This is a genomic window from Streptomyces sp. NPDC034103 (genome assembly GCF_055575395.1).
Map to the genome: position 1 here is coordinate 331,722 of NZ_JBVISS010000007.1, position 20,553 is coordinate 352,274.

At 72.8% G+C, this 20,553-nt stretch carries 18 protein-coding genes; 7 read left to right on the forward strand and 11 right to left on the reverse strand.

Annotation, left to right across the window (positions count from 1 at the left end):
* Positions 1 to 327: 327 nt before the first annotated feature.
* The 4 genes from ACZ56U_RS17850 to ACZ56U_RS17865 all read right to left on the reverse strand — a co-directional run bounded on the left by ACZ56U_RS17850 (position 328) and on the right by ACZ56U_RS17865 (position 4,508).
* A complete protein-coding gene (locus ACZ56U_RS17850) occupies positions 328 to 801 on the reverse strand; it encodes an ATP-binding protein (protein WP_469085063.1) in 474 nt (157 codons plus the stop codon).
* Between the two features lie 509 nt (positions 802 to 1,310).
* Positions 1,311 to 2,177, reverse strand: a complete 867-nt coding sequence (locus ACZ56U_RS17855; protein ID WP_469084931.1) for an acyl-CoA dehydrogenase family protein — start codon at positions 2,175 to 2,177, stop codon at positions 1,311 to 1,313.
* A gap of 1 nt (position 2,178) precedes the next feature.
* A complete protein-coding gene (locus ACZ56U_RS17860; RefSeq protein ID WP_469084932.1) occupies positions 2,179 to 3,312 on the reverse strand; it encodes an acyl-CoA dehydrogenase family protein in 1,134 nt (377 codons plus the stop codon).
* Complete coding sequence (locus ACZ56U_RS17865) at positions 3,312 to 4,508, reverse strand: amidohydrolase family protein (RefSeq protein ID WP_469084933.1); 1,197 nt, start codon at positions 4,506 to 4,508, stop codon at positions 3,312 to 3,314. Before ACZ56U_RS17865 ends, ACZ56U_RS17860 begins: the two co-directional genes overlap by 1 nt.
* A gap of 100 nt (positions 4,509 to 4,608) precedes the next feature.
* On the opposite strand from ACZ56U_RS17865, the gene ACZ56U_RS17870 reads away from it, so the two are divergent.
* Positions 4,609 to 6,117 (forward strand): class I adenylate-forming enzyme family protein, encoded by a 1,509-nt coding sequence (locus tag ACZ56U_RS17870; RefSeq protein ID WP_469084934.1) that lies wholly within the window; start codon positions 4,609 to 4,611, stop codon positions 6,115 to 6,117.
* On the opposite strand, the gene ACZ56U_RS17875 is transcribed toward ACZ56U_RS17870, so the two are convergent.
* Complete coding sequence (locus ACZ56U_RS17875; protein ID WP_469084935.1) at positions 6,096 to 6,608, reverse strand: EF-hand domain-containing protein; 513 nt, start codon at positions 6,606 to 6,608, stop codon at positions 6,096 to 6,098. The two genes, ACZ56U_RS17870 and ACZ56U_RS17875, sit on opposite strands and share 22 nt — an antisense overlap.
* A 154-nt stretch (positions 6,609 to 6,762) precedes the next feature.
* Positions 6,763 to 7,143: an STAS domain-containing protein gene (locus ACZ56U_RS17880; protein ID WP_469084936.1), complete on the reverse strand. Its 381-nt coding sequence runs from the start codon at positions 7,141 to 7,143 to the stop codon at positions 6,763 to 6,765.
* A gap of 330 nt (positions 7,144 to 7,473) precedes the next feature.
* On the opposite strand from ACZ56U_RS17880, the gene ACZ56U_RS17885 reads away from it, so the two are divergent.
* Both ACZ56U_RS17885 and ACZ56U_RS17890 read left to right on the forward strand, forming a co-directional pair.
* Entirely contained in the window at positions 7,474 to 8,058 is a 585-nt protein-coding gene (locus tag ACZ56U_RS17885) for a sigma-70 family RNA polymerase sigma factor (RefSeq protein WP_469084937.1), read from the forward strand.
* Positions 8,055 to 9,455, forward strand: a complete 1,401-nt coding sequence (locus ACZ56U_RS17890) for a maleylpyruvate isomerase N-terminal domain-containing protein (RefSeq protein ID WP_469084938.1) — start codon at positions 8,055 to 8,057, stop codon at positions 9,453 to 9,455. Before ACZ56U_RS17885 ends, ACZ56U_RS17890 begins: the two co-directional genes overlap by 4 nt.
* A 170-nt stretch (positions 9,456 to 9,625) precedes the next feature.
* Here the strand turns inward: ACZ56U_RS17890 and purU are convergent, their stop codons facing one another.
* Positions 9,626 to 10,495, reverse strand: coding sequence for a formyltetrahydrofolate deformylase (gene purU, locus ACZ56U_RS17895; RefSeq protein WP_469084939.1), 870 nt, complete (start codon positions 10,493 to 10,495; stop codon positions 9,626 to 9,628).
* Positions 10,496 to 10,541: 46 nt separating this feature from the next.
* Entirely contained in the window at positions 10,542 to 11,042 is a 501-nt protein-coding gene (locus ACZ56U_RS17900) for an SCO4402 family protein (RefSeq protein WP_469084940.1), read from the reverse strand.
* A 117-nt stretch (positions 11,043 to 11,159) separates the two neighbouring features.
* Between ACZ56U_RS17900 and ACZ56U_RS17905 the strand changes: the two genes are divergently transcribed.
* Complete coding sequence (locus ACZ56U_RS17905) at positions 11,160 to 12,467, forward strand: ABC transporter substrate-binding protein (RefSeq protein ID WP_469084941.1); 1,308 nt, start codon at positions 11,160 to 11,162, stop codon at positions 12,465 to 12,467.
* Between the two features lie 22 nt (positions 12,468 to 12,489).
* On the opposite strand, the gene ACZ56U_RS17910 is transcribed toward ACZ56U_RS17905, so the two are convergent.
* Together ACZ56U_RS17910 and ACZ56U_RS17915 are read right to left on the reverse strand one after the other, a co-directional pair.
* Positions 12,490 to 14,232, reverse strand: a complete 1,743-nt coding sequence (locus tag ACZ56U_RS17910; protein ID WP_469084942.1) for a hypothetical protein — start codon at positions 14,230 to 14,232, stop codon at positions 12,490 to 12,492.
* A gap of 202 nt (positions 14,233 to 14,434) precedes the next feature.
* On the reverse strand, positions 14,435 to 15,820 hold the full coding sequence (locus tag ACZ56U_RS17915; RefSeq protein WP_398836605.1) for a transcriptional regulator: 1,386 nt from the start codon (positions 15,818 to 15,820) through the stop codon (positions 14,435 to 14,437).
* A gap of 259 nt (positions 15,821 to 16,079) precedes the next feature.
* Between ACZ56U_RS17915 and ACZ56U_RS17920 the strand changes: the two genes are divergently transcribed.
* Genes ACZ56U_RS17920 through ACZ56U_RS17930 form a run of 3 tightly spaced genes read left to right on the forward strand, consistent with a single transcriptional unit; the run spans position 16,080 to position 19,132 of the window.
* On the forward strand, positions 16,080 to 16,742 hold the full coding sequence (locus ACZ56U_RS17920; protein ID WP_469084943.1) for a bifunctional DNA primase/polymerase: 663 nt from the start codon (positions 16,080 to 16,082) through the stop codon (positions 16,740 to 16,742).
* 27 nt (positions 16,743 to 16,769) lie between these two features.
* Positions 16,770 to 17,543, forward strand: a complete 774-nt coding sequence (locus ACZ56U_RS17925; RefSeq protein WP_469084944.1) for an ABC transporter ATP-binding protein — start codon at positions 16,770 to 16,772, stop codon at positions 17,541 to 17,543.
* Entirely contained in the window at positions 17,540 to 19,132 is a 1,593-nt protein-coding gene (locus ACZ56U_RS17930; protein WP_469084945.1) for a transporter, read from the forward strand. The genes ACZ56U_RS17925 and ACZ56U_RS17930 overlap by 4 nt, the downstream gene beginning before the upstream one ends.
* A 330-nt stretch (positions 19,133 to 19,462) precedes the next feature.
* Here the strand turns inward: ACZ56U_RS17930 and ACZ56U_RS17935 are convergent, their stop codons facing one another.
* Entirely contained in the window at positions 19,463 to 20,404 is a 942-nt protein-coding gene (locus ACZ56U_RS17935) for an alpha/beta fold hydrolase (protein ID WP_469084946.1), read from the reverse strand.
* Positions 20,405 to 20,553: the final 149 nt, after the last annotated feature.

A 20,553-nucleotide genomic window follows, 5' to 3' on the forward strand; every position in this document is an offset into this window, starting at 1 on the left:
CGTACCCGCCCCGACTCCTCCTGGCCCCGATGGGAGCCGACGCCGAATCACGACCCACACTCGCCGAGGGCTTCCGTCACCGAAGCCCTCGTCGTCCCCTCGCGGCGAATCGCTGCCCACAAGCGTGAGTAAACGGACACGTGGCGTCAACACCCGTTCTGGGATTTATCGCTTACACACCATTTGTCACGGGCGCGCACGGAAGCACGTCCCGGCGCACCGTCCCTGGGTCGGCCCGAATCGGCCGGTGCGCCGTGCGACCGTGCACCGGCCGCGCGGCCCACGGACGACGGCGGTCTGCGGCACCGCACGCCGTGGCGCGGCGGCTCAGACGGCCTCGTACGCCAGGCCTTCGTACCCCTCGAACGCCGGGGCGCCGCCCCCGAAGGTCGCCGGGACCTCGCGTCCGCGGGCCGCGCAGCGGTCGAGTTCGCACCAGATGCGCTTGCCGGCCCCTTCGAGGGTCCAGCCCCACCGGTCGGCGAGGCCGTCGATCAGGGCGAGCCCGCGCCCGCCCGTGGCGTCACCGTCGACGCAGCGCGGCACGGGGGCGCGGCCGCTGGCGTCGGCCACCTCCAGGCGGACGGTGGCCTGTTCGGTCGCCGTACCGGGCAGCGACAGCAGCAGCACGGCCGGCCGGCCGGTGTGCACCACGGCGTTGGTGACCAGTTCGGACACGAGCAGGACCACGGTCTCGGTGAGCGGCTCGTCGGCCCCCACACCGGACCCGGCGAGCCGCGAGCGGGCCCACCTGCGGGCTCGCCCCACCTCTGCGGGGTCGGGCCGGATCTCCAGCTGCACTTGAAGCACCTGCACCGCTCACACCATCCGAACCGGCAGACACATAGCCTCGCGCCTCACGAGGGCCACGATCGTAGCCATTTTTTGCATGGCCAGAACAACGGCCAACGCCGGGGTCACAGAACGTGAGTCCCTTACGAGACAGCATGGTTGACGTACAGTCACCCCAACAAGCGCTTCGGGCATATTCCAGCGCGAAGGAGTACCCCGGTGGCATACTGTGCGACGCTCGCTGCGGGAAGTCGAACAGGTGGCGGCCGACGGCCCACCGACCCTGCGAGAAGCGACGCGCACCGCCGCATCCGGAGCCGCCCCAGAGGCAACACCGGCATGGCTCGTGCTCGGAACCACTCGCATCCCACAGAAGGTACCGGAGCGGCGCGCCGACTCCAGGCCGTGACGGGTCACGCATAGGACACAACCCGATATCAACGCTCCGTGATCCCGGCGTGCCACGATCCGCGACATTCACGGGACGGATCTCGGAGGGCGGCCCGGTACGGCGCCTGTCAGGCCGTCAGCTCGGCCGCGAGCAGCTCCTCACTCTCCGTGCGGCCACCGCCCCGCCGCGCCCGCACCCACGCCCGCTTCAGATGCAGATGCACCTCGGACTCCCAGGTGAAGCCCATGCCGCCGTGGATCTGGAGGCAGTCCCGGGCGCCCTGCGCCGCGGCCTCGTCGGCGAGCAGCCGGGCCGCGGCGATGTCGGCCGGGTCCGCGGTGACGGCGGCGGCGTAGACGGCCGCACGGGCCACCTCGGCCCGCACCAGCAGCTGTGCGCAGCGGTGCTTGACGGCCTGGAAGGCCCCGATCGGCCTGCCGAACTGCTCGCGTGTCCGGGCGTGTTGCACCGCCAGTTCACACACCCGGGTGGCCGTACCGAGCTGCTCGGCGGCGGTCAGGAGCACGGCGACGGGGTCGGTCGCCGCGGCCCCGGGTGCCCGGTGCAGCGGCGTCAGCGGGTCGACCGAGCGGAGGGGTACGGCACCGTCGGCGTCCCCGCGGACCACGTCGGCGGCGTCCAGCCACTCCACGAGACGGGCGTCGACGGCCGCCACGACGACCGAGCCGTCGGCCGCCCCGGGTACCGTGCCCGCGGCGAGGTGGGTGGCCACCAGCGGGCCCGGCAGCAGCGCCCGTCCGGCCTCCTCGAAGGCCAACACCGCCTCGCACAGCCCCAGTCCGACCCCGCCCCGCGCCTCCGGCAGCCGCAGCGCGAAGAACCCGGCCTCGCCCAGCTCCCGCCACAGCGCCCGATCCAGCCGGCCGGGTGCCGCCACGGCCGTCCGCAGCGCCTGCGCGTCGAAGCGCCGGGCCAGCATCTCCCGCACTCCCCCGCGCAACGCCTTCTGCTCTTCGGTGAGTTGAAAACGCACGTCAGGACCCTTTCGGCAGCCCCAGAACCCGCTCGGCCACGATGTTCCGCTGGATCTCGGAGGTCCCGGCGGCGATGGTGTACGACAGCGAGGACAGCCGGTCCAGGACCCACGGCCGGTCGAGGTCCAGGGCGTCCGGGCCGAGGACGTCGGCCGCGGTGTCGTACAGCTCCTGCCGGGCGTGCGAGTAGCCCAGTTTGAAGACGGAGCCCCCGACCCCGGGCACGCCGCCGGACGTCTGCGCCTCGCTCACGTTCCACTGCGTGAGCCGCCACAGCGCCCGGAACTCGGCGTTGAGCCGCCCGAGCCGCCGTCTGACCTCCGGCTCGTCCCACCGCCCGTTCTCGCGGGCCTCGGCGGCGATCTCGCGCAACACCCTTCGGCACGCGACGACTTCACCGACGAAGGCGGTGCCGCGCTCGAAGGACAGCGTCACCATGGTCACCCGCCAGCCGTCGTTCTCCGCCCCGACCCGGTTGCCGACCGGCACCCGCACCTCGTCGAGGAACACCTCGGCGAACTCGGCGGACCCGGCGAGGGTCCGCAGCGGCCGTACGGTGATCCCCGGCGCGTCCATCGGCATGGCCAGCCAGGTGATGCCGCGGTGCTTCGGGGCGTCCGGGTCGGTCCGCACCAGCAGCTCGCACCAGTCGGCGACCTCGGCGTGCGAGGTCCAGATCTTGGACCCGGTCACCACGTACGCGTCGCCGTCCCTGCGCGCGCGGGTCCGCAAGGCCGCGAGGTCGGACCCGGCGTCCGGTTCGCTGAACCCCTGGCACCAGACCTCCTCGCCGCGCAGGATCGGCGGCAGCCAGCGGGCCCGCTGCTCCTCGGTGCCCTCGGCGGCGATGGTGGGCCCGGCGTGCAGCAGGCCCACGAACCCGGCGCCCACATAGGGCGCGCCGGCCTTCTCGGTCTCCTCCAGGAAGATCAGCCGCAGGGTGGGCGAGGCGTCCCAGTGCACGTGCCCGTACCCGGCGTCGTACAGCATCCGCTGCCAGCCGAGGTCGTGGGCGCGCCGCGCGGGCCAGTCGTCGGGGGACGGCCGGGGAGGCAGCGTGGGCAGCACGGCCGCCAGCCACTGCCTCAACCCCGCCCGGAACTCCTCCTCCTCGGGCGTGCACGACAGGTCCATCAGCGGTCGAGGTCCAGGTCGAGCATGCGGATGGCGTTGCCCCGCATCAGCTTGTAGACGGTCTCCTCGTCGAGGCCCTTCACATGGTCGAGGGCGACCTCCTTGGTGTGCGGGAAGGTCGAGTCGACGTGCGGGTAGTCGGTCTCGAAGGTGGCGTTGTCCCGGCCGACCACGTCCAGGGAGGCCACCCCGTGCTTGTCGCGGAAGAAGCAGCAGAAGATCTGCCGGTAGTAGTACGTCGACGGCGGCTCGGGGACGAGGTCGCGCACCCCGCCCCAGGCGCGGTGCTCCTCCCACACGTCGTCGGCGCGTTCCAGGGCGTACGGGATCCAGCCCATCTGGCCCTCGCTGTAGGCGAGTTTGAGCCGCGGGAACTTCACCAGCACGCCGCTGAACAGGAAGTCCATCATCGAGGCCATGGCGTTGTTGAAGCTGAGCGCGGCCTGCACGGCGGGCGGGGCGTCGGGGGAGGCGGCCGGCATCTGGGAGCTGCTGCCGATGTGCATGTTGACGACCGTCCCCGTCTCCTGGCAGACCGCGAAGAACGGGTCCCAGTAGCCGGAGTGGATGGAGGGCAGCCCGAGATGGGTGGGGATCTCGGAGAAAGTCACCGCCCGCACGCCCCGCGCGGCGTTGCGCCGGATCTCGGCGACGGCCAGCCCGACGTCCCACAAGGGGATCAGGCACAGTGGGATGAGCCGCCCGCCGCTGTCCCCGCACCACTCCTCGACCATCCAGTCGTTGTAGGCGCGCACACAGGCGAGCGCGACCTCCTTGTCCTGCGCCTCGGCGAAGGTCTGGCCGCAGAAGCGCGGGAAGGTCGGGAAGCACAGTGATCCCTCGACATGGTTGAGGTCCATGTCCTTCAGGCGCTCGGCGGGATCCCAGCACCCTCGCCGCATCTCCTCGCGGGTGATGCCCTCCAGGGTCATCTCGTCGCGGTCGAAGCCGACGGCGGCGATGTTGCGCTTGTACGGGAACTTCAGGTCCTCGTAGATCCACCAGTCGGTGGGTGGGCCGTCGGGGTCCATCGTGATCTGGTACTTGCCGCCGACGTAGGCCAGTTCACCGATCCCGGCGGTGAGCGGCCGCGGTCCGCGGTCCCGGTACCTGGCGGGCAGCCATCTCTTGAACAGGTGCGCGGGCTCGATCACATGGTCGTCGACGCTGATGATGCGGGGCAGTTCGGTCGGCATGATCCCCTCCGCCGGACGGTGTTCACCTGACAGGCACTATCTGATGGATCGTCAGATAGCATGTCACCTGACGAGTCGTCAGCCAAGCAGGGGGCCACCCGTGAACGAGACCCCGCACTCCCTGAGTTCCGCCCGCACCCTGTGGGACCTGCTCGCCCGCCGCGCCGACCTCACCCCCGACCGACCGGTCCTCCTCCAGGACGACCGCCGCCTGAGCTTCGGTGAACTGCGCGCCCGCGCCGAGCGGGTGGCGGCGGGCCTGTACGACATGGGCGTACGCCCCGGCACGGTCGTCGCCTGGCAGCTGCCGACGCGCATCGAGACCGCGGTGCTGACGTTCGCGCTGGCCCGCCTGGGCGCCGTGCAGTCGCCGGTCATCCCCTTCTACCGGGACCGCGAAGTCGGCTTCGCGCTACGGGAGTCGAAAGCCGAGTTTTTCGCCGTACCCGGCCGCTGGCGGGGTTTCGACCACACGGCGATGGCACGGCGACTGGGCGCCAAGGGCGTCTTCGAGGCGTACGACCGCCTGCCCGACGGCGATCCGTCCGCGCTCCCCGCCCCACCCGGCTCCGGCACCTCGGTCCGCTGGATCTACTGGACCTCGGGCACCACCTCGGACCCCAAGGGCGTCCTGCACACGGACCGCTCCCTCATCGCGGGCGGCGCCTGCCTCGCCCACGCCCTGCGCCTGTCGCCGGACGACGTGGGCTCGATGGCCTTCCCCTACGCGCACATCGCCGGCCCCGACTACACGGTCATGCTGCTGCTCTACGGCTTCCCGGCGGTGATGTTCGAGCACTTCGCGCTGCCGGACGCGCTGGAGGGGTACCGCGGGCACGGGGTGACGGTGGCGGGCGGGTCCACGGCGTTCTACTCGATGTTCCTGGCGGAGCAGCGCAAGCGGCCGCGGGAGAAGGTGATACCCACCCTGCGCCTGCTGGCCGGCGGCGGCGCGCCCAAGCCGCCGGAGGTGTACCACGCCGTCGTACGGGAGATGGGGGTGCAGCTCACCCACGGCTACGGCATGACCGAGGTGCCGATGATCACCATGGGCTCGCCGGACGACACCGTGGAGAACCTCGCGACGACCGAGGGACGGCCGCCGCAGGGGATGGAGATACGGATCGTGGACGGGGAGGTGCGGCTGCGCGGGGAGGCCGTGTGCCAGGGGTACCTGGACGCGGGACAGACCGCGGAGGCCTTCGACGAGCAGGGGTTCCTGCGCACGGGGGACCTCGGACACCTGACGGACTCCGGGCACCTCGTCCTCACCGGCCGCCGCAAGGACGTGATCATCCGCAAGGGCGAGAACATCTCGGCGAAGGAGATCGAGGACCTGCTGGCCGCGCACCCGGCGATCGGGGACGTGGCGGTGATAGGCCTGCCGGACGCGGAACGCGGCGAGCGGGTGTGCGCGGTGGTGGAACAGCCGCGCGGCGCCCCGGAGCTGACCCTGGAGGCGCTGGTGGCGTACCTGCGCGCGGAAGGACTGTCCGTGCACAAACTGCCCGAGCAGCTGGAGGTCGTGGACGCCCTTCCGCGCAACGAGACCCTCCGGAAGGTGCTCAAGTACAAGCTGCGCGAGCGCTACTCGGGGACGGTGAAGTAGCGGGCGAAGGCGGCGACGACCTCCTCCTCGCCGATCCGGCCGTCCCCGTCGGCGTCGAGCGCGCCGGCGGCGGAGCCGGCGACGTCCGGTGCCACGCCGAGGATCCTCAGCACGCGCGCGGTGTCCTCGACGGTGGCCGTCCCGTCCCCGTCCGGGTCGGCGACGGCGAGGGCCGCGTGCAGGAAGGGCCGGGCGATCTCGGCGAACCGCTCGGGGTTGTCACGCAGCCGCTTCAGGGCGCCGTCGACGAACTCGCCCCGGGTGATCCGCTGGTCCCCGTCCCGGTCCGCCATCCCCGCCATGCCCTGCCAGAACGCCTCCGCGCCGATGTACAGGGCCTGCCCCTTGTCGGACCGCGCCGCCGTACCGAACTCCGCGAGCAGCGCCTTGGCCGCCACGTTGAAGTCCTCCCGGTCGATATAGCCGTTGCCGTCCTGGTCGAAGGTGGCGAACCGGCCGGCGATCCTGCGCTCGTACTCGCTGCTGACCATGTCTTCTCGGGCCGCCTTACATCACGTGGGGTGCATCTGGATCGGAGCGTACGACGCCGGGCCCGGGCGGGGAGCGGGAAAGCGACGGTTGTGCCGGGACCGGGGGAATTTCGGGACAACGGTGTGGCAGAGCGGTGATGTGGTCCACAGCCCCTCACGCCGGCAGCGGGTCCGCGTCCTCCGAGACCGCCGCGTCCACGTCCGCGTGGACGTCGAACAGCCGTCGTACGCCCAGCGCGCCCAGCACCCGGTTGACGTGGGAGCCCTCCACCGCGCCCTCGGCCGGGAGGATCAGGCGCAGCCGGCCCTGGCAGGAGCGGATGAGACGGCGGACGGCTATCAGGACGCCGACCCCGCTGGAGTCGCAGAAGAAGACCTCGGACAGGTCCAGGACGAGGCCGTGGCGCCCGTCGGCCACCACGTCGTGCACCCGCTGACGCAGCACCGGCGAGGTCACCAGGTCCAGTTCTCCGGACACCCGCAGCACGGTCCAGTCGCCGTGCTCGCATTCGGTCACGTTGAACGCCACCACCACGCCTTTCCCTCGCCGGGACTTGCCGGAACGACCAACGAACGGAAGGCGTTCCTACGTTTCCTTGCAGCGTGGCTGCCCAGCGGCGGTGCCCCGAAACGCGCCACAGGAAACGGGAACTGATCGGAAGAGGCTTGTTTTAGTCTCCTTCGATCCTGTTCGATCGAGGAGGGGAGCACAGTGGAGGGGAGGCGATGTCCACTATCACCGTCGGCTCCCCTGGGGGCGCACAATGCGACAAAGGGGCGTGCGCTGTCGGAGGTGCCGACTACATTCGAGGAGACGGTGGGCTCAGGCTTGACGAGCACACGCGAACAGGGTTGAGGGGGCCACATGGCGAAGAAGGACGCACCGCCCCGCTGGGACCGCAAGATGCAGCAGCGGCTCGCACGCGGTGAGGCGGCGGCCCTCGGCGAGCTCTACGACCGCTTCGCCTCACTCGTGCACGGCCTCGCCCACCGCGTCCTCGGCGACGAGCGCGCCGCCGACGGCATCACCCGCGAGGTCTTCGCCCACGTCTGGCAGCATCCCGACTCCTACGACCCCCGGCAGGGCCCCCTGCGCTCCTGGGTCGCCGGCCTGACCCACCGTCTCGCCGTGCAGCGCCTGCGCGCCACCGAGACCGCCGCCCTGGAGCAGGCGGGCCGCGGCTGCCCGGAGGAGCTGGAGCGCAAGGTCCGCCGCGCCTCCGTCGCCGCCCGCGCCGACTACATCGTGCAGTCCATGCCGTCCCCGCTGCGCGCCGCCCTGGAGCTGGCCTACTTCCAGCGCCGCGACTACCGCCAGACCGCCGCCGACCTCGGCGTCACCGAGGACGAGGCCCGCCGCCGCCTCCGCCTCGGACTCCAGCTCCTCGCCACGGCCCACGACGCCGGCGCCGCCCCCGGAGCACCACCCGGCTACGGAGGTGCCGCGTGAACGAGGCGAACCGCTTCGAGGCGAACGACGAACACGAGGGCAGCGAGGGCAAGGAGGGCCAAGAAGGTCAGAGCCAGGAGGACGGGTCCTCCGGCGCCGCGCCCGAGCAGGGCGACCCGCGGCACACCGGCGACCCCGTCGGCACCCCCGGCGGCCCCGCCGACGCCCCCGTCCCCGACCGCCGCGACCACCCGGACGAGCCGCCCCGCATACCGTGCCCCCGCGCCTCCGTCGAGGACACCGGCCACCCCCTGCCCCCGCTGGAGACCCCGCCGCCCGCCCCCCTCGTCCTGGAGCACCCCGTCCTGAAGTCGCTGCTCGGTGCCTGGGCCCTCGCCGCCTGCTCCCCGGAGGAGACCGCGGCCGTCGAGGAGCACCTCGGTGACTGCGGCTCCTGCGCGGACGAGGCGCTGCGGCTGCGGGGCGCGGTCGGCCTCCTGCACCCGCCGGAGAGCCTGGACCTGGACCCGGGTCTGCGCACCCGCGTGCTGGAGAGCTGCCTGGACCGCCGCCCGCCGCGCATCCCGGTGCCGGAGTGGGCGAGGCCGTACGACGCCGAGACCGCCCGCCTGGACGCGCTGCTGCGGGACATGGGCGACGCCGAGTGGCACGCGCCCGTGCGGTTGCGCTGGTTCGAGGCCGACGAGGCGACGAGCCGTCGTACGACGGTCGCCGGTGTCATCGCGCACCTGCTCTCGGTCGACGGCCTCATCGCCCTCGCCCTGGGCCTGGACGACCCCCTCGGTGAGGCCCCCGCGAACGCGCCGACCCCGGCGGGGCGCACCGAGGCGTTCTGGCGCGGCTCGCACTTCCCGCCGACCCGCTCGGTCCGGGCCCCCTGGCGCGAACAGAGCCACGACCTGGTCCGCACGGTCTCCTTCACCGGCGGCGGCGCCGGCACGCTCCCGGTGTCGTACGGCGACTTCGAACTCCCCCTGCGCGACGCCATGCTGGACCGCGCCTTCGAGTGCTGGGTCCACGCGGACGACATCGCCGAGGCGGTCGACTACCCGTACGCCCCGCCGTCCCCCCGCCACCTCAACCGCATGATCGACCTCGCCGCCCGCATGCTCCCCGCGGCCCTGGCCCTACGCCGGCAGAACGGGCTGGCCGCACCCGGCCACGGTCGTCACCTCAGCGTCGCCGGCGAGCCGGGGCGCAGTCTGCGGCTGGAGATCGAGGGCCTGGGCGGCGGCGAGTGGCTGATCCCCCTGGACTCCCCGGCGGCGGTGGGCTCCGCGGAGCACGAGGTCGCGCATGTGGCCCTGGACGGCGTGGAGTTCTGTCAGCTGGCCGCCGGCCATGTGCCTCCGGCGGACGCGGCGGCGGGACAGGTGGGCGACCGTGAGGCGATCAGGGACGTCCTGTTCACGGTCGCGTCCCTGAGCCGGATCTAGGGGCGGGTTGCGCCATCGTCGGCGGCTGCGGGCGAGTGGGGGTTGTTCGCGCAGTTCCCCGCGCCCCTGGAAAAAGGCCGGTTCACTGGACGCACCTTTAGGGGCGCGGGGAACTGCGCGACCAGCCACAACCAACCCGCAGCCGCCCGACGACACCTGGCCCCGAGCTCCTAGGCGAACACGACCGTCCGGCGCCCGTTCAGCAGGATCCGCCGCTCCGCGTGCCACTTCACGGCCCGCGCCAGGGCCTGGCACTCCACGTCCCGCCCGATCGCGACCAGCTGGTCCGGCGTCACGTCGTGTCCGACCCGCTCGACCTCCTGCTCGATGATCGGCCCCTCGTCGAGGTCGGCGGTGACATAGTGCGCCGTCGCCCCGATCAGCTTCACGCCCCGCGCGTGCGCCTGGTGATACGGCTTGGCGCCCTTGAAGCTCGGCAGGAACGAGTGGTGGATGTTGATGATCCGCCCGCTGAGCTGCTTGCACAGGTCGTCGGAGAGGACCTGCATGTACCGGGCGAGGACGACGAGTTCGACGCCCTCCTCGCGCACCAGCTCCAGCAGCCGCGCCTCGGCCTCCGCCTTGTTCTCCTTCGTCACCGGGATGTGGTGGAAGGGGATGTCGTAGGAGCCCACGAGCTCGGCGAAGTCGGTGTGGTTGGAGACCACGGCCGCGATCTCCACCGGCAGCGCGCCGATCCGGGCCCGGAAGAGCAGGTCGTTGAGGCAGTGCCCGAACTTGCTGACCATCAGCACGACCCGCATCCGGTCCTCGGCCCGGTGGATCTGCCAGTCCATGTGGAACGCGTCACCGATCGCCGCGAAGGAGGCCCGCAGCTTGTCCACGGTCACCGGCTCCTCGGCCGAGAAATGGACGCGCATGAAGAACAGACCCGTGTCGTGATCGCCGAACTGCTGACTGTCCTCGATGTTGCAGCCGGTCATGAAGAGGTAGCTCGACACGGCGTGCACGATGCCCTGCTTGTCGGGGCAGGACAGGGTGAGGACGTACTGCTCGGCGGGGGTGGACTGCGCGTTCATGCAGGACAGGGTCCCATATCCACCCGGGCGGCAGGGACGCCGTCCGTCACGCGGACCGGGTCATGATCTGGAGCAGCTGGAGCGAGCGCGGCGCCGCCTCGGGGTCGTCGCCGTCGGCCGTCGCCATCCGCACATGCGCGTCCCGCGCCGCCCGCACCGCGTCCGGCCAACCCGGGTTCTCCATGTACACGGAGACGGGGGCGTCAGGACCGACCTGGTGCATGATCCGCAGCACCCTGAGGACGGCGGTGTCGACGAGGGCCGCCTCCTGGGAGTCCCGGAAGATCGTGCCGACGTATTTCTCGGCGGACCAGTTGTCCAGCCAGGTGTCCTCGACGAGGCGGTACACGGCGTCGGTGACGTCCCCGTACCCCTCGACACCGGCGAGCCAGACGTCCCGCTGGAACCCGGGGTCGGAGAGCATGTGCAGCGCGGAGCGCACATTGCTGCGCCAGCGCCACCACGGCATGTCGTTCAGTGGCATGCCGCCCATGGTGGAGGAGCGACGGCCGCGACGGAAAGAGTTCTCCGAACCTTGCACGGTCATCGATCGTACGTTCCCTCGCACACCGGTCTCACTGGCCCCCGCAATTCACCTGCGTGTCACCGTTCATTGACCCTGAGTCACTCGCGGGTTGGCCATGTGACGGAAGCGTGTGTGCCCATGACCGGCAGGCGACGCATCCGCAGCACCTTCCTCCTCACGCTCCACCGGCCCGTCAGAGCCACCACCCTCGCGGCGGGGGCACTGGCCGTGTGTGCGTCGCTCACCGCCGGTTGCGGGGTCATCCCCGGTCCCACGGGGGGCTCCGGGGATGACCCGATCAAGGTCATGACCTGGGCCTCGATGAACACCGACGCCACCAACAAGCCCGGCATGCCCGCCATGGCACAGGCCTACGCCCGCTGGGTCAACGCGCACGGCGGCATCAACGGCCGCAAGCTCACCGTCCTCGTCTGCAACGACCGCAACGACACCATCACCGCCGCCCGGTGCGCCCAGCGCGCCGCCGACGAGGAGGTCGTCGCGGTGGTCGGCTCCTACAGCCAGTTCGGCGACACGTTCTTCTCCACGCTGGAGAGCGCCGACATTCCCTACATAGGCGGCTACGGCATCACCAACGCCGAGTTCGACAGCCCGCTGTCCTACCACGTCAACGGCGGCCAGCCCAGCCTGCTCGCCGGCCTCGGCAAGGAGCTCGGCGCCGACTGCGGACCGGTGGCCCTGGTCCGCCCCGACAGCATCGCCGGGGACGAGCTGCACGTCATGCTCGACTCCGGGCTCAAGGCCGCCGCGCACCCCGCCGCCGCCGACCAGCTGGCCGCCGAGGACGCCACCGAGTACGGCGCCCAGTCCGAGCGCGCCCTCGACCGCACCACCGGCGACCCGGGGAAGAAGGGCTGTGTGGTGCCCGCCCTCGGGGACCGCACCAGCACCTTCATGGACTCCTTCCGGCGCGCCCGCGAGGACTATCCCGACGTGCGCACCGCCACCGTCCTCGGCAGCGTCGACCAGACGGTCGTCAACGCCACCGGCGGCGCGTCGGGGCCGTACGAGGGCTCGTACGTCGCCGGCTGGTACCCGGTCGCGACGGACCCGCGCTGGGACGCGATGAAGAATGTCATCAAGGAGCAGGCCTTCGACGACAACCGCATCGACCCCGCGGACGCCGGTGTGCAGACCACCTGGCTCGCGTACACCGTCTTCAGGGCCGCCGTGGAGTCCCTCGGCGACGGCGAGGTGACGTCGACCGCGGTGCGCAAGGCCCTCGACGGCGGCCTGAAGGTCAACACCGGCGGTCTGACGCCGACGCTCGACTGGGACTACGACAACGGGCTCGCTGCCGTCGGCCTGCCCCGCCTGTTCAACACCGAGGTGACCCTCCAGGCCGTCCGCGCGGGCCGCCTGGTGACGGCCCGCGAGGGCTTCACGGACGTGCGCGGGACCCTGGAGAACGCCGACGTCGGCTGAGGCCCACCCCCGGGCGGGGCGCTCAGAGCTGGGTGCGGGTGCGCTCGGTCAGGCCGTACGTCTTGGCGATCGCGTTCCACAGCCTGGCCGCCGCGGTCTTCTGCGCGCTGGCCTCACCGCTCGCCTGGTTGCCGGCCTGGGTCTCGGCGGTGCTGCGCGCCTGGCCCTTCTTGCAGCCCTTCTTGCCGGCGGTCTGGTCGGCCCAGGCCGCGTAGTGGTTGTCGGCCGCCGCGGACGCCTCCCATGCCTTGGTGAGGGCGGTGGTCAGCCGGGTGTGGTCGGGCAACTTGTCGACGGACAGGCCGGACAGCCGGGTCACCAGGTCGTTGCGCTGGGTCGCCGCGTCCCGCAGGTCCTTGGCCGCCTGGCCGAGGTTCCGGCAGGCCTTGACGTCCTCGACCGCGCTGATCACCGAGGCCCGGCTGTCGCCGCTGTCGGCCAGCAGCTTGTCCAGCTCGACGGCCTGCGCCTCGGCGGGGTCTGCGGACGGCGAGGCGGACTCGGAGGTCTGCTCGCTCGCCGCGACCGGCTTGTTCCCGTCGCCGTCGTCGCCCCCGCCCCCGGCGAGCAGGGCGCCCGCACCGATCCCGAGGGCGGCGATACCGATCCCGACGGCGGCGATGACGGGCACCCGCGAGCGCCCGCGCCCCCCGCGGCCACCGCCGTCGTCGTCATGGTCGTACGACGGCTGCGGGCGCCCCGCGCGCGGCGGCGGCCCCGCCTCGAAGCGCGGCAGCTGCTGGGTGGCCCCGGCGGGGCTGTCCGCGCCCGGACCGCTGCGGAAGAGGTTGTCGAACTCGGCCGGCGGCTGCCGCTCCCCGTCGTGCTGCCCGGGCACCGGTGGGATGAACTGCGTCGCCTCGGCGTCCGGCCCGGACACCGGCCCCTGGGGGCGCCCCAGGTACTGCGTCTGCTCCGGGCCCCCTCCCCTCGGCGCCTCGGGCGGCAGAGGCCCGGGCGGCACCGGCGGGAGGTACTGGGTCGCGCCCTCGTCCGGGGCGGCGGCGACGGGCGGGAGGTACTGCGTGGCGCCCTCGTCGGCGGGCGGCAGGGGCGCTCCGGGCGCGGGGTAGCCGTACGCGTCCGGGTGCGCCGCGGGCATGGGTCCGCTCGGACCGGCGGGCGGCTGGGGGGCGGCCGGGGCGTTCTGGCCGACCGGCGGGAGGTAGTACGAGGTGGGCTGGTCGGTGTCCTGACCGGCGGGCGAGCCGTAGGTGCCGTAACCGGCGCCCGGGGTGCCGTACGCGTCGGGGCCCGCGGGCGGGTTCTGGTTCACCGGGGGCAGGTAGTACGAGGTCGGCTGGTCGCTGTCGTAGCCGCCGGCCGGGCCGCCCTCCCGCGGCAGGGGCTGCGACGGCTCCTGCGCGGCGGCACCCCACTGCGCCTGGGCCTGGGCCTGCGCCTGTGCCTGGGCCTGTGCCTGGGCCTGGGCCTGGGCCTGGGCCTGGGCCTGGGCCTGGGCCTGCTCCTGCGCCTGGTACGGGTCCGGCGTGCCCCACCGCCCGCCCTGCGACGCGTCCCAGCCCTCGCCCTGCTGCGGGGTGGCCGACTGTGCTTCGGGCCCCCAGGGGGAGCCCCAGACCTGGCCGCCGGGCGGGGCCGACGGGGGCGGCGCGGCGGGAGTCGGAGTGTGCGGGGCGGACGGGTGGCCGCCGGGTCCGCCCGTCTGGCCCGGCAGCAGCGGTTCGCCGCCGTCGGAGGGCAGCACGATGCCTTCGCGCGCCACGCGCGGCGAGGGCTCCTCGCCCTGTCCACTCTGCGTCACCGGGACTCCTACTAATGGGGGACCTTGTGAATCGTCGGCTCACGCTACCGGGTCCCCCGAGCCCGGTGCCACGCCGCACAGGACCCGACCGGCGTCCCTGTGACCGCGGTAACAAAACCGGGCCCGCATCCGCTCTGTACACCCTCCCTTCCCTTACGAGCCTTGCGTTTCCCGCCCGTTCACGCCCTCGCGGCCCGGGGTTTCACGCCGCCGCCTGAAGGTCCATCCGCGCCCCGAACTCCCTTACCACCGGCTCGTCCCGGAACGGCTCCAGCCGCTGCTGGAAGTCCTCGAGGTACTCGGCGCCCCGGTTGGAGCGGACGGTCTCCAGCAGCTCCACGGCCTTCAGCCCGGTGTGGCAGGCCTGTTCGATCTCCCGCTGCTGCACCTGCGCGGTGGCGAGCAGCACATAACCGATGGCCCGGCGCCGCGCCTTGGTCTCCGGCAGCCCGTCCAGCGACTCCTGGGCCCGCCGCGCCGCCGCGTCCGCCTGCCCCAGGTCGCGGTGGCAGTGCGCCAACTCGTCGGCGAGATAGGCCTCGTCGAAGTGCGCGATCCACGCCGGGTCGTCCCCGCGGGAGGCGTCGGCGGCCTCCAGCGCGCTCACCGCCCGCCCGGACGCCGACTGCGCCGCGCGCACATCGCCCATCAGAGCGTGCCCGCGGGCCTCCGCCGCGAGGAACATCGCCTCCGCGCGCGGCGTCACACGCCCCCGCGCCCCTTCCTGCGCCGCACGCGCCAACTGCGCGATCTCCCGCGGGTTTCCGAGCTGCGCGGCGAGATGGCTCATGGACGCGGCGAGCACGTACCCGCCGTAGCCCCGGTCCCCGGCGGCCTGTGCCAGCCGCAGCGCCTGGATGTAGTACCGCTGCGCGAGGCCCGGTTGGCCGGTGTCGATGGCCATGTACCCGGCGAGCTCCGTCAACCGCGCGACGGCGGCGAACAGTTCCCGTCCGACGGCCTCCCGGTACGACCCGGCCAGCAGCCCGGAGACGACGCTGTTGAGGTAGTGCACGACCACCGGGCGCACATGCCCGCTGCCGTACTGGTGGTCGAGGTCGACGAGCGCCTGGGTCATCGCCTTCACGGCCGCCACGTCGGACTGCCCCACGCGCGGGCCCGCCTGACGTGCCACCTGCGGGTCAGGTGAGGAGATCAGCCAGTCCCGGCTCGGCTCGACGAGCGCGGAGGCGGCGACCGAGGAGCCGGACAGGAAGTCCCGGCGCCCCACGTCGCTGCGCCACAGCTCGCAGACCTGCTCTATGGCGCCCAGCACGGTCGGCGAGAACTGCAGGCCCACGCCCGAGGCGAGGTTCTTGCCGTTGGCCATGCCGATCTCGTCGATCGTGACCGTACGGCCGAGTTTGCGGCCCAGCGCCTCCGCGATGATCGCGGGGGCGCGCCCCCGCGGCTGCTGTCCGCGCAGCCAACGCGCCACGGACGTCTTGTCGTAGCGCAGGTCCAGGCCGTGCTCGGCACCGCACATGTTGACCCGGCGGGCGAGCCCGGCGTTCGAGCAACCCGCTTCCTGGATGAGCGCCTGCAACCGTTCGTTGGGCTGCCGTGCGACGAGAGGCCTTGCGGCCATGGTGTACCCCCTGGGAACAACCCCTGAAGCGAAAAGATCCGGCCGTGGAGATCAATGCCCCGCGGACATACCGGTAATGCGAGGATTGCCGGGGTAAAAGACGGAAGCCACCCCGCTTGTGGCTACCCATCTCCATCCACGGATCCTCCCGCGCGCCCCCACACGTGCATCCATGCGCCCCAGCTGCGGAATCGATGCGCTTCCCCCGCGCGCGCAGGCGCCAGTGCCTGGGCCGTAACCCGAGGTGGGTGCGGGAGTTGTGTTGAGCGTGGAAGAGACGATCGCGGGCACCGAAGCCGCTCAGATTCCGAAGCAGCGCGGGGAATCGCTGCTGGAGACCGCCGTGCGCTACGCCGAGGAGCGCCACTGGGACGTGTTCCCCGGCACCTGGCTGGAAGCCGTCGACGGGGTGCAGCGCTGCTCCTGCGGCGACGCGGCGTGCGCCGCACCCGGCGCGCACCCCGCGCGTGAGGACTGGGCGACGCAGGCCACGGGCAGTGCGACCGTCGCGCGCCGGTTGTGGTCGAAGCAGCCGCTCGCCTCGATCCTGCTGCCGACGGGGCGGACCTTCGACGCGATCTCCGTCCCGGAGACGGCCGGGTTCCTGGCGCTCGCGCGGATGGAGCGGATGGAGCTGACGCTGGGGCCGGTGACCCTGTCGCCGGATCGCCGGATGCACTTCCTCGTGCTGCCGGGCGCCTCGGTGAAGGTGCCGGAGCTGGTGCGCAAGCTTGGCTGGGCGCCGTCCTCGCTGGACCTGGTGGCGCTCGGCGAGGGGGCGTTCGTGGCGGCGCCGCCCACCCGGTACGGGTCGCGGGGAGCGGTTCAGTGGGCCTGCCGGCCCACGCCCGCCAACAGGTGGCTGCCGGACGCGGAGGAGTTGATCTCGCCGCTCGCCTATGCCTGCGGACGGGACCGCTGAGCGTTCCCGCCCCTTAGGTTGGCTTCCATGACGTCGGCCGTAAGTGTTCGCGGGCTCTGGAAGCGGTTCGGGCAGCAAGTCGCCGTGGCCGGGATCGATCTGGAGTTGCCCGCCGGGAAGTTCATCGGGCTCGTCGGTCCCAACGGGGCCGGGAAGACCACCACCCTCTCCATGATCACCGGGTTGTTGCGGCCCGATCAGGGAGTCGTCGAGGTCGTCGGGCACGACGTCTGGCGGGATCCCGTCGAGGTGAAGGCGCGGATCGGTGTCCTCCCGGAGGGGCTGCGCCTGTTCGAGCGGCTGTCCGGGCGGGAACTGCTCGTCTACTCCGGGCGGTTGCGGGGGCTGCCCGCGGCGGAGGTCGACAAACGCGCCGGCCAGCTGCTCGACGTCCTCGACCTGGCGGGCGCGCAGCACAAGCTGGTCGTCGACTACTCGACCGGGATGCGGAAGAAGATCGGGCTCGCGGCGGCCCTCCTGCACAATCCCGAAGTGCTCTTCCTCGACGAGCCGTTCGAGGGCGTCGACCCCGTCTCCGCGCAGACCATCCGGGGGGTGCTGGAGCGGTACACCGCCTCCGGCGCCACCGTCGTCTTCTCCTCCCACGTCATGGAGCTCGTCGAGTCGCTGTGCGACTGGGTGGCCGTGCTGGCCGCCGGGCGCATCCGGGCGCACGGCCCCCTCGCCGAGGTCCGCGGCGCGGCTCCCTCGCTCCAGCAGGCCTTCCTGGAACTCGTCGGGGCCGGCGGGCGCGACGCCGGGTCGGACCTGGACTGGCTGGGCGGCGGGGCCCCGCGATGAGCGCCGAGGTCACCGCCGTCGTCGTACGGCTGAAGCTGTCGCTGCTCAGGAACGGCCTGCGGCAGTCCGGTGGGCGGCGGGCCGCGTATGTCGCGTCGGCCGTGGTCACGCTGCTGTTCGCCGCGCTCCAGCTGCTCGGGCTGATCGCGCTGCGCGGTGACGAGCACGCCGGGTCCGTCGTCGTGCCGCTGGTGGCGGTGCTGGCGCTGGGGTGGGCGGTGATGCCGCTGTTCTTCCCCGGCGGGGACGAGACGCTCGACCCGACGCGGCTGGTGATGCTGCCGCTGCGGCCCCGGCCGCTGGTGCGGGCGCTGCTGGTGGCCTCGCTGGTCGGGATCGGGCCGCTGTTCACGCTGTGCCTGCTGGTCGGCTCCGTGATCGCGGTGGCGCACGGCGGGGCGGCGTTCGCCGTCGGCGGTGTCGCCGTCGTCCTCGCGCTGCTGGTGTGCGTGGCGCTCGCGCGGGCCGTGGCCGCCGCCAACATCCGGCTGCTGACCAGCCGCAAGGGCCGCGATCTGGCGGTGCTGAGCGGGCTGGTGATCGCGGTCGGGGCGCAGCTGGTCAACTTCGGCGCGCAGCGGCTGGGTTCGAGCGGTCTGGGGGAGCTCGACCCGGCGGCGGGCGTGCTGAGGTGGGTGCCGCCGGCGTCCGCGATCGGGGCGGTGCGGTCGGTGAGCGAGGGCTCCTACGGTGTCGCGGTCGTCCAACTCGCGTTGAGCGCGGGGGCGCTGGCGGCGCTGATCGCCGTATGGGCCCGGCATCTGACCCAGTTGATGACCGCGCCCGACGGCTCGACCCTCCAGGCCGCCGGCGACTCCCGCGCCCGGGAGCGGACGTCGACCGGGCTCGGACGGCTGCTGCCCGCCGGGCGTACCGGGACGGTGGTGGAGCGGAGTCTGCGCTACGTCTGGCGCGATCCCAAGACCAAGGCCGCGTGGGTGACCTCGCTGGCGATCGGGCTGATCGTGCCCGTGTTCAACGCGCTCCAGGGCACCGGCTCGATCTACTTCGCCTGCTTCGCCGCGGGGATGCTCGGCATCCAGATGTACAACCAGTTCGGGCAGGACACCTCCGCGTTCTGGATGGTCGCGCTGACCATCTCCTCGCCCCGGGACGCCTACGTCGAGCTGCGCGGCCGCGCCCTGGCGCTGCTGGCGATCACCCTGCCGTACGCGGTGTCCGTGACCGTCCTGACCACGGCGTTGCTCGGCGACTGGGAGCGGCTGCCCGAGGCGCTCGGGCTGTCCTTCGCGCTGCTCGGCGCGATGCTGGCGACGGGTGCGTGGACGTCCGCCCGCTTCCCATACTCCATTCCGCAGGAGGGCTACAAGAACGTGGCGCCCGGGCAGAGCGGACTCGCCTGGATCTCGATCCTCGGCGGCATGGTCGGCGCGGCCCTGCTGTGCGCGCCCGTCATCGCGCTGGCGATCTGGGTCAACGTCAGCGCGGGCGGGGACGCGTGGGCCTGGCTGCTGTTGCCGGTGGGGGCGGCCTACGGCGCGGCGATCACGCTGGTGGGACTACGGCTGGCGGCACCCCGTACGGCCGCGCGGCTGCCGGAGATCCTGGCGGCGGTGAGCAGGGGCTGACGGGGGCGCCGGAGGGGGTCGGGGGGCGTGCCGCAGGGCCGGGGTCGGGGGGTGCCGGAGGACGGGGGCCGGAGGGTGCCGGAGGGCCGGGGCCGGAGGGTGCCGCAGGGCCGGAGGGTGCCGCAGGGCCGGGGGGTGCCGGAGGACCGGGGCCGGAGGGGGCCGGGGGGCGTCGCAGGGCCGGAGAGCGCCGCAGGGCCGGGGCCGGAGGACCGGGGGCGCGCCACAGGGCCGGAAGGCGCCGCAGGGCCGGGGCCGGGGGGCGCCGGAGGGGGCCGGGGGCGCCACAGGGCCGGGACCGGAGGGTGACGCAGGGTCGAGAGCGGAACGTCAGGGCGTGAGTCCGTCGATGAACGGCTCGATCGCCGCTCGCCAGGCCTCCGGCTGGTCGTAGTGCACCAGATGGCTCGCGTCGGCGACCTCGGCGTACTCCCCGCGGGGCAGGACCCGCACCATCTCCTGGGCCTCCGCGCGCCCGAGCTCCCCGTCGAGTCCGCGCACCACCAGGGCGGGGCACCGCACCTGGGCCAGCTCCTCCCAGTGCGCGTCGAAGACCCAGGTCTCCCGGGACTTCAGCATCTGCTCGAGCTCGAAGACCGGCCGCCAGCCGTCCGGTGACTCGGCCATCACCTCGGCGTAGAACTCGCCGCGCGCGGGGTTGGGGCGCTCGACCCAGGGGTCGTCCTCGCCGAACCACTTGCGGACGTCGGCGAGCGTGGCGAAGGGGACGGGCCAGGACTGGAACCAGTCCGCCCACTCCCGCTGCGAGGCGGCCCCGAGGGCGGACGCCCGCATGTCGCAGATGATCACGCCGGACACCAGGTCCGGGCGTTTGGCGGCGAGCTGCCAGGCGGTCAGCGCGCCCATGGCGTGGCCGACGAGGACCGCCGGGCCGAGACCGAGCTGTTCGAGGGCCGCCTCGGCGTCCTCGACGTAGGCCTCACGGGTGAAGGAGGCCTGCGGGGGCTTGTCGCTGCGGCCGTGGCCGCGCTGGTCGAGGGCTACGGCCCGGTGGCGTTCGGACAGCCAGCGGGCGGTGGAGGCCCAGTGGGAGGCGCGGCCCATGAGGCCGTGCAGTAAGAGCACCCCGGGTGTCCGGTCGAGGGCACCCTGGACGGTCCGCCGCCCGAAGGGACGGCCGGCGGTCCCGCCGCTCTCGCGGACACCCTGTTCCGTCGCGTCCCTCGCCGGATCGGTCTTGGGAGCGTCGCCGAACTCCCAGGCCGCGAGACGGACGCCGCCCGCCCCGGTCACGTCGATACGCCGCGCCATTGGTCCTGGCACCCCCCTCAACGGGTCCGTCGAAGTCCACGAACCGTCTGCTGCCTGCCCTGCCTGACGTGCCTGCTGGTGTGCTGCCCCCTCCCTGAAGCGCACAGTCCGCCCGGCGTGTCACCCGAAGGCTATCGAATGCCTATTCG

Coding starts and splice junctions, on each gene's coding strand:
- ACZ56U_RS17930 (WP_469084945.1), top strand. CDS start 17,540: ATGAGCGCCGAGGTCACCGCCGTCGTCGTACGGCTGAAGCTGTCGCTG.
- ACZ56U_RS17900 (WP_469084940.1), bottom strand. CDS start 11,042: ATGACCGTGCAAGGTTCGGAGAACTCTTTCCGTCGCGGCCGTCGCTCC.
- ACZ56U_RS17865 (WP_469084933.1), bottom strand. CDS start 4,508: ATGCCGACCGAACTGCCCCGCATCATCAGCGTCGACGACCATGTGATC.
- ACZ56U_RS17925 (WP_469084944.1), top strand. CDS start 16,770: ATGACGTCGGCCGTAAGTGTTCGCGGGCTCTGGAAGCGGTTCGGGCAG.
- ACZ56U_RS17905 (WP_469084941.1), top strand. CDS start 11,160: ATGACCGGCAGGCGACGCATCCGCAGCACCTTCCTCCTCACGCTCCAC.
- purU (WP_469084939.1), bottom strand. CDS start 10,495: ATGAACGCGCAGTCCACCCCCGCCGAGCAGTACGTCCTCACCCTGTCC.
- ACZ56U_RS17875 (WP_469084935.1), bottom strand. CDS start 6,608: ATGGTCAGCAGCGAGTACGAGCGCAGGATCGCCGGCCGGTTCGCCACC.
- ACZ56U_RS17885 (WP_469084937.1), top strand. CDS start 7,474: ATGGCGAAGAAGGACGCACCGCCCCGCTGGGACCGCAAGATGCAGCAG.
- ACZ56U_RS17935 (WP_469084946.1), bottom strand. CDS start 20,404: ATGGCGCGGCGTATCGACGTGACCGGGGCGGGCGGCGTCCGTCTCGCG.
- ACZ56U_RS17860 (WP_469084932.1), bottom strand. CDS start 3,312: ATGGACCTGTCGTGCACGCCCGAGGAGGAGGAGTTCCGGGCGGGGTTG.
- ACZ56U_RS17915 (WP_398836605.1), bottom strand. CDS start 15,820: ATGGCCGCAAGGCCTCTCGTCGCACGGCAGCCCAACGAACGGTTGCAG.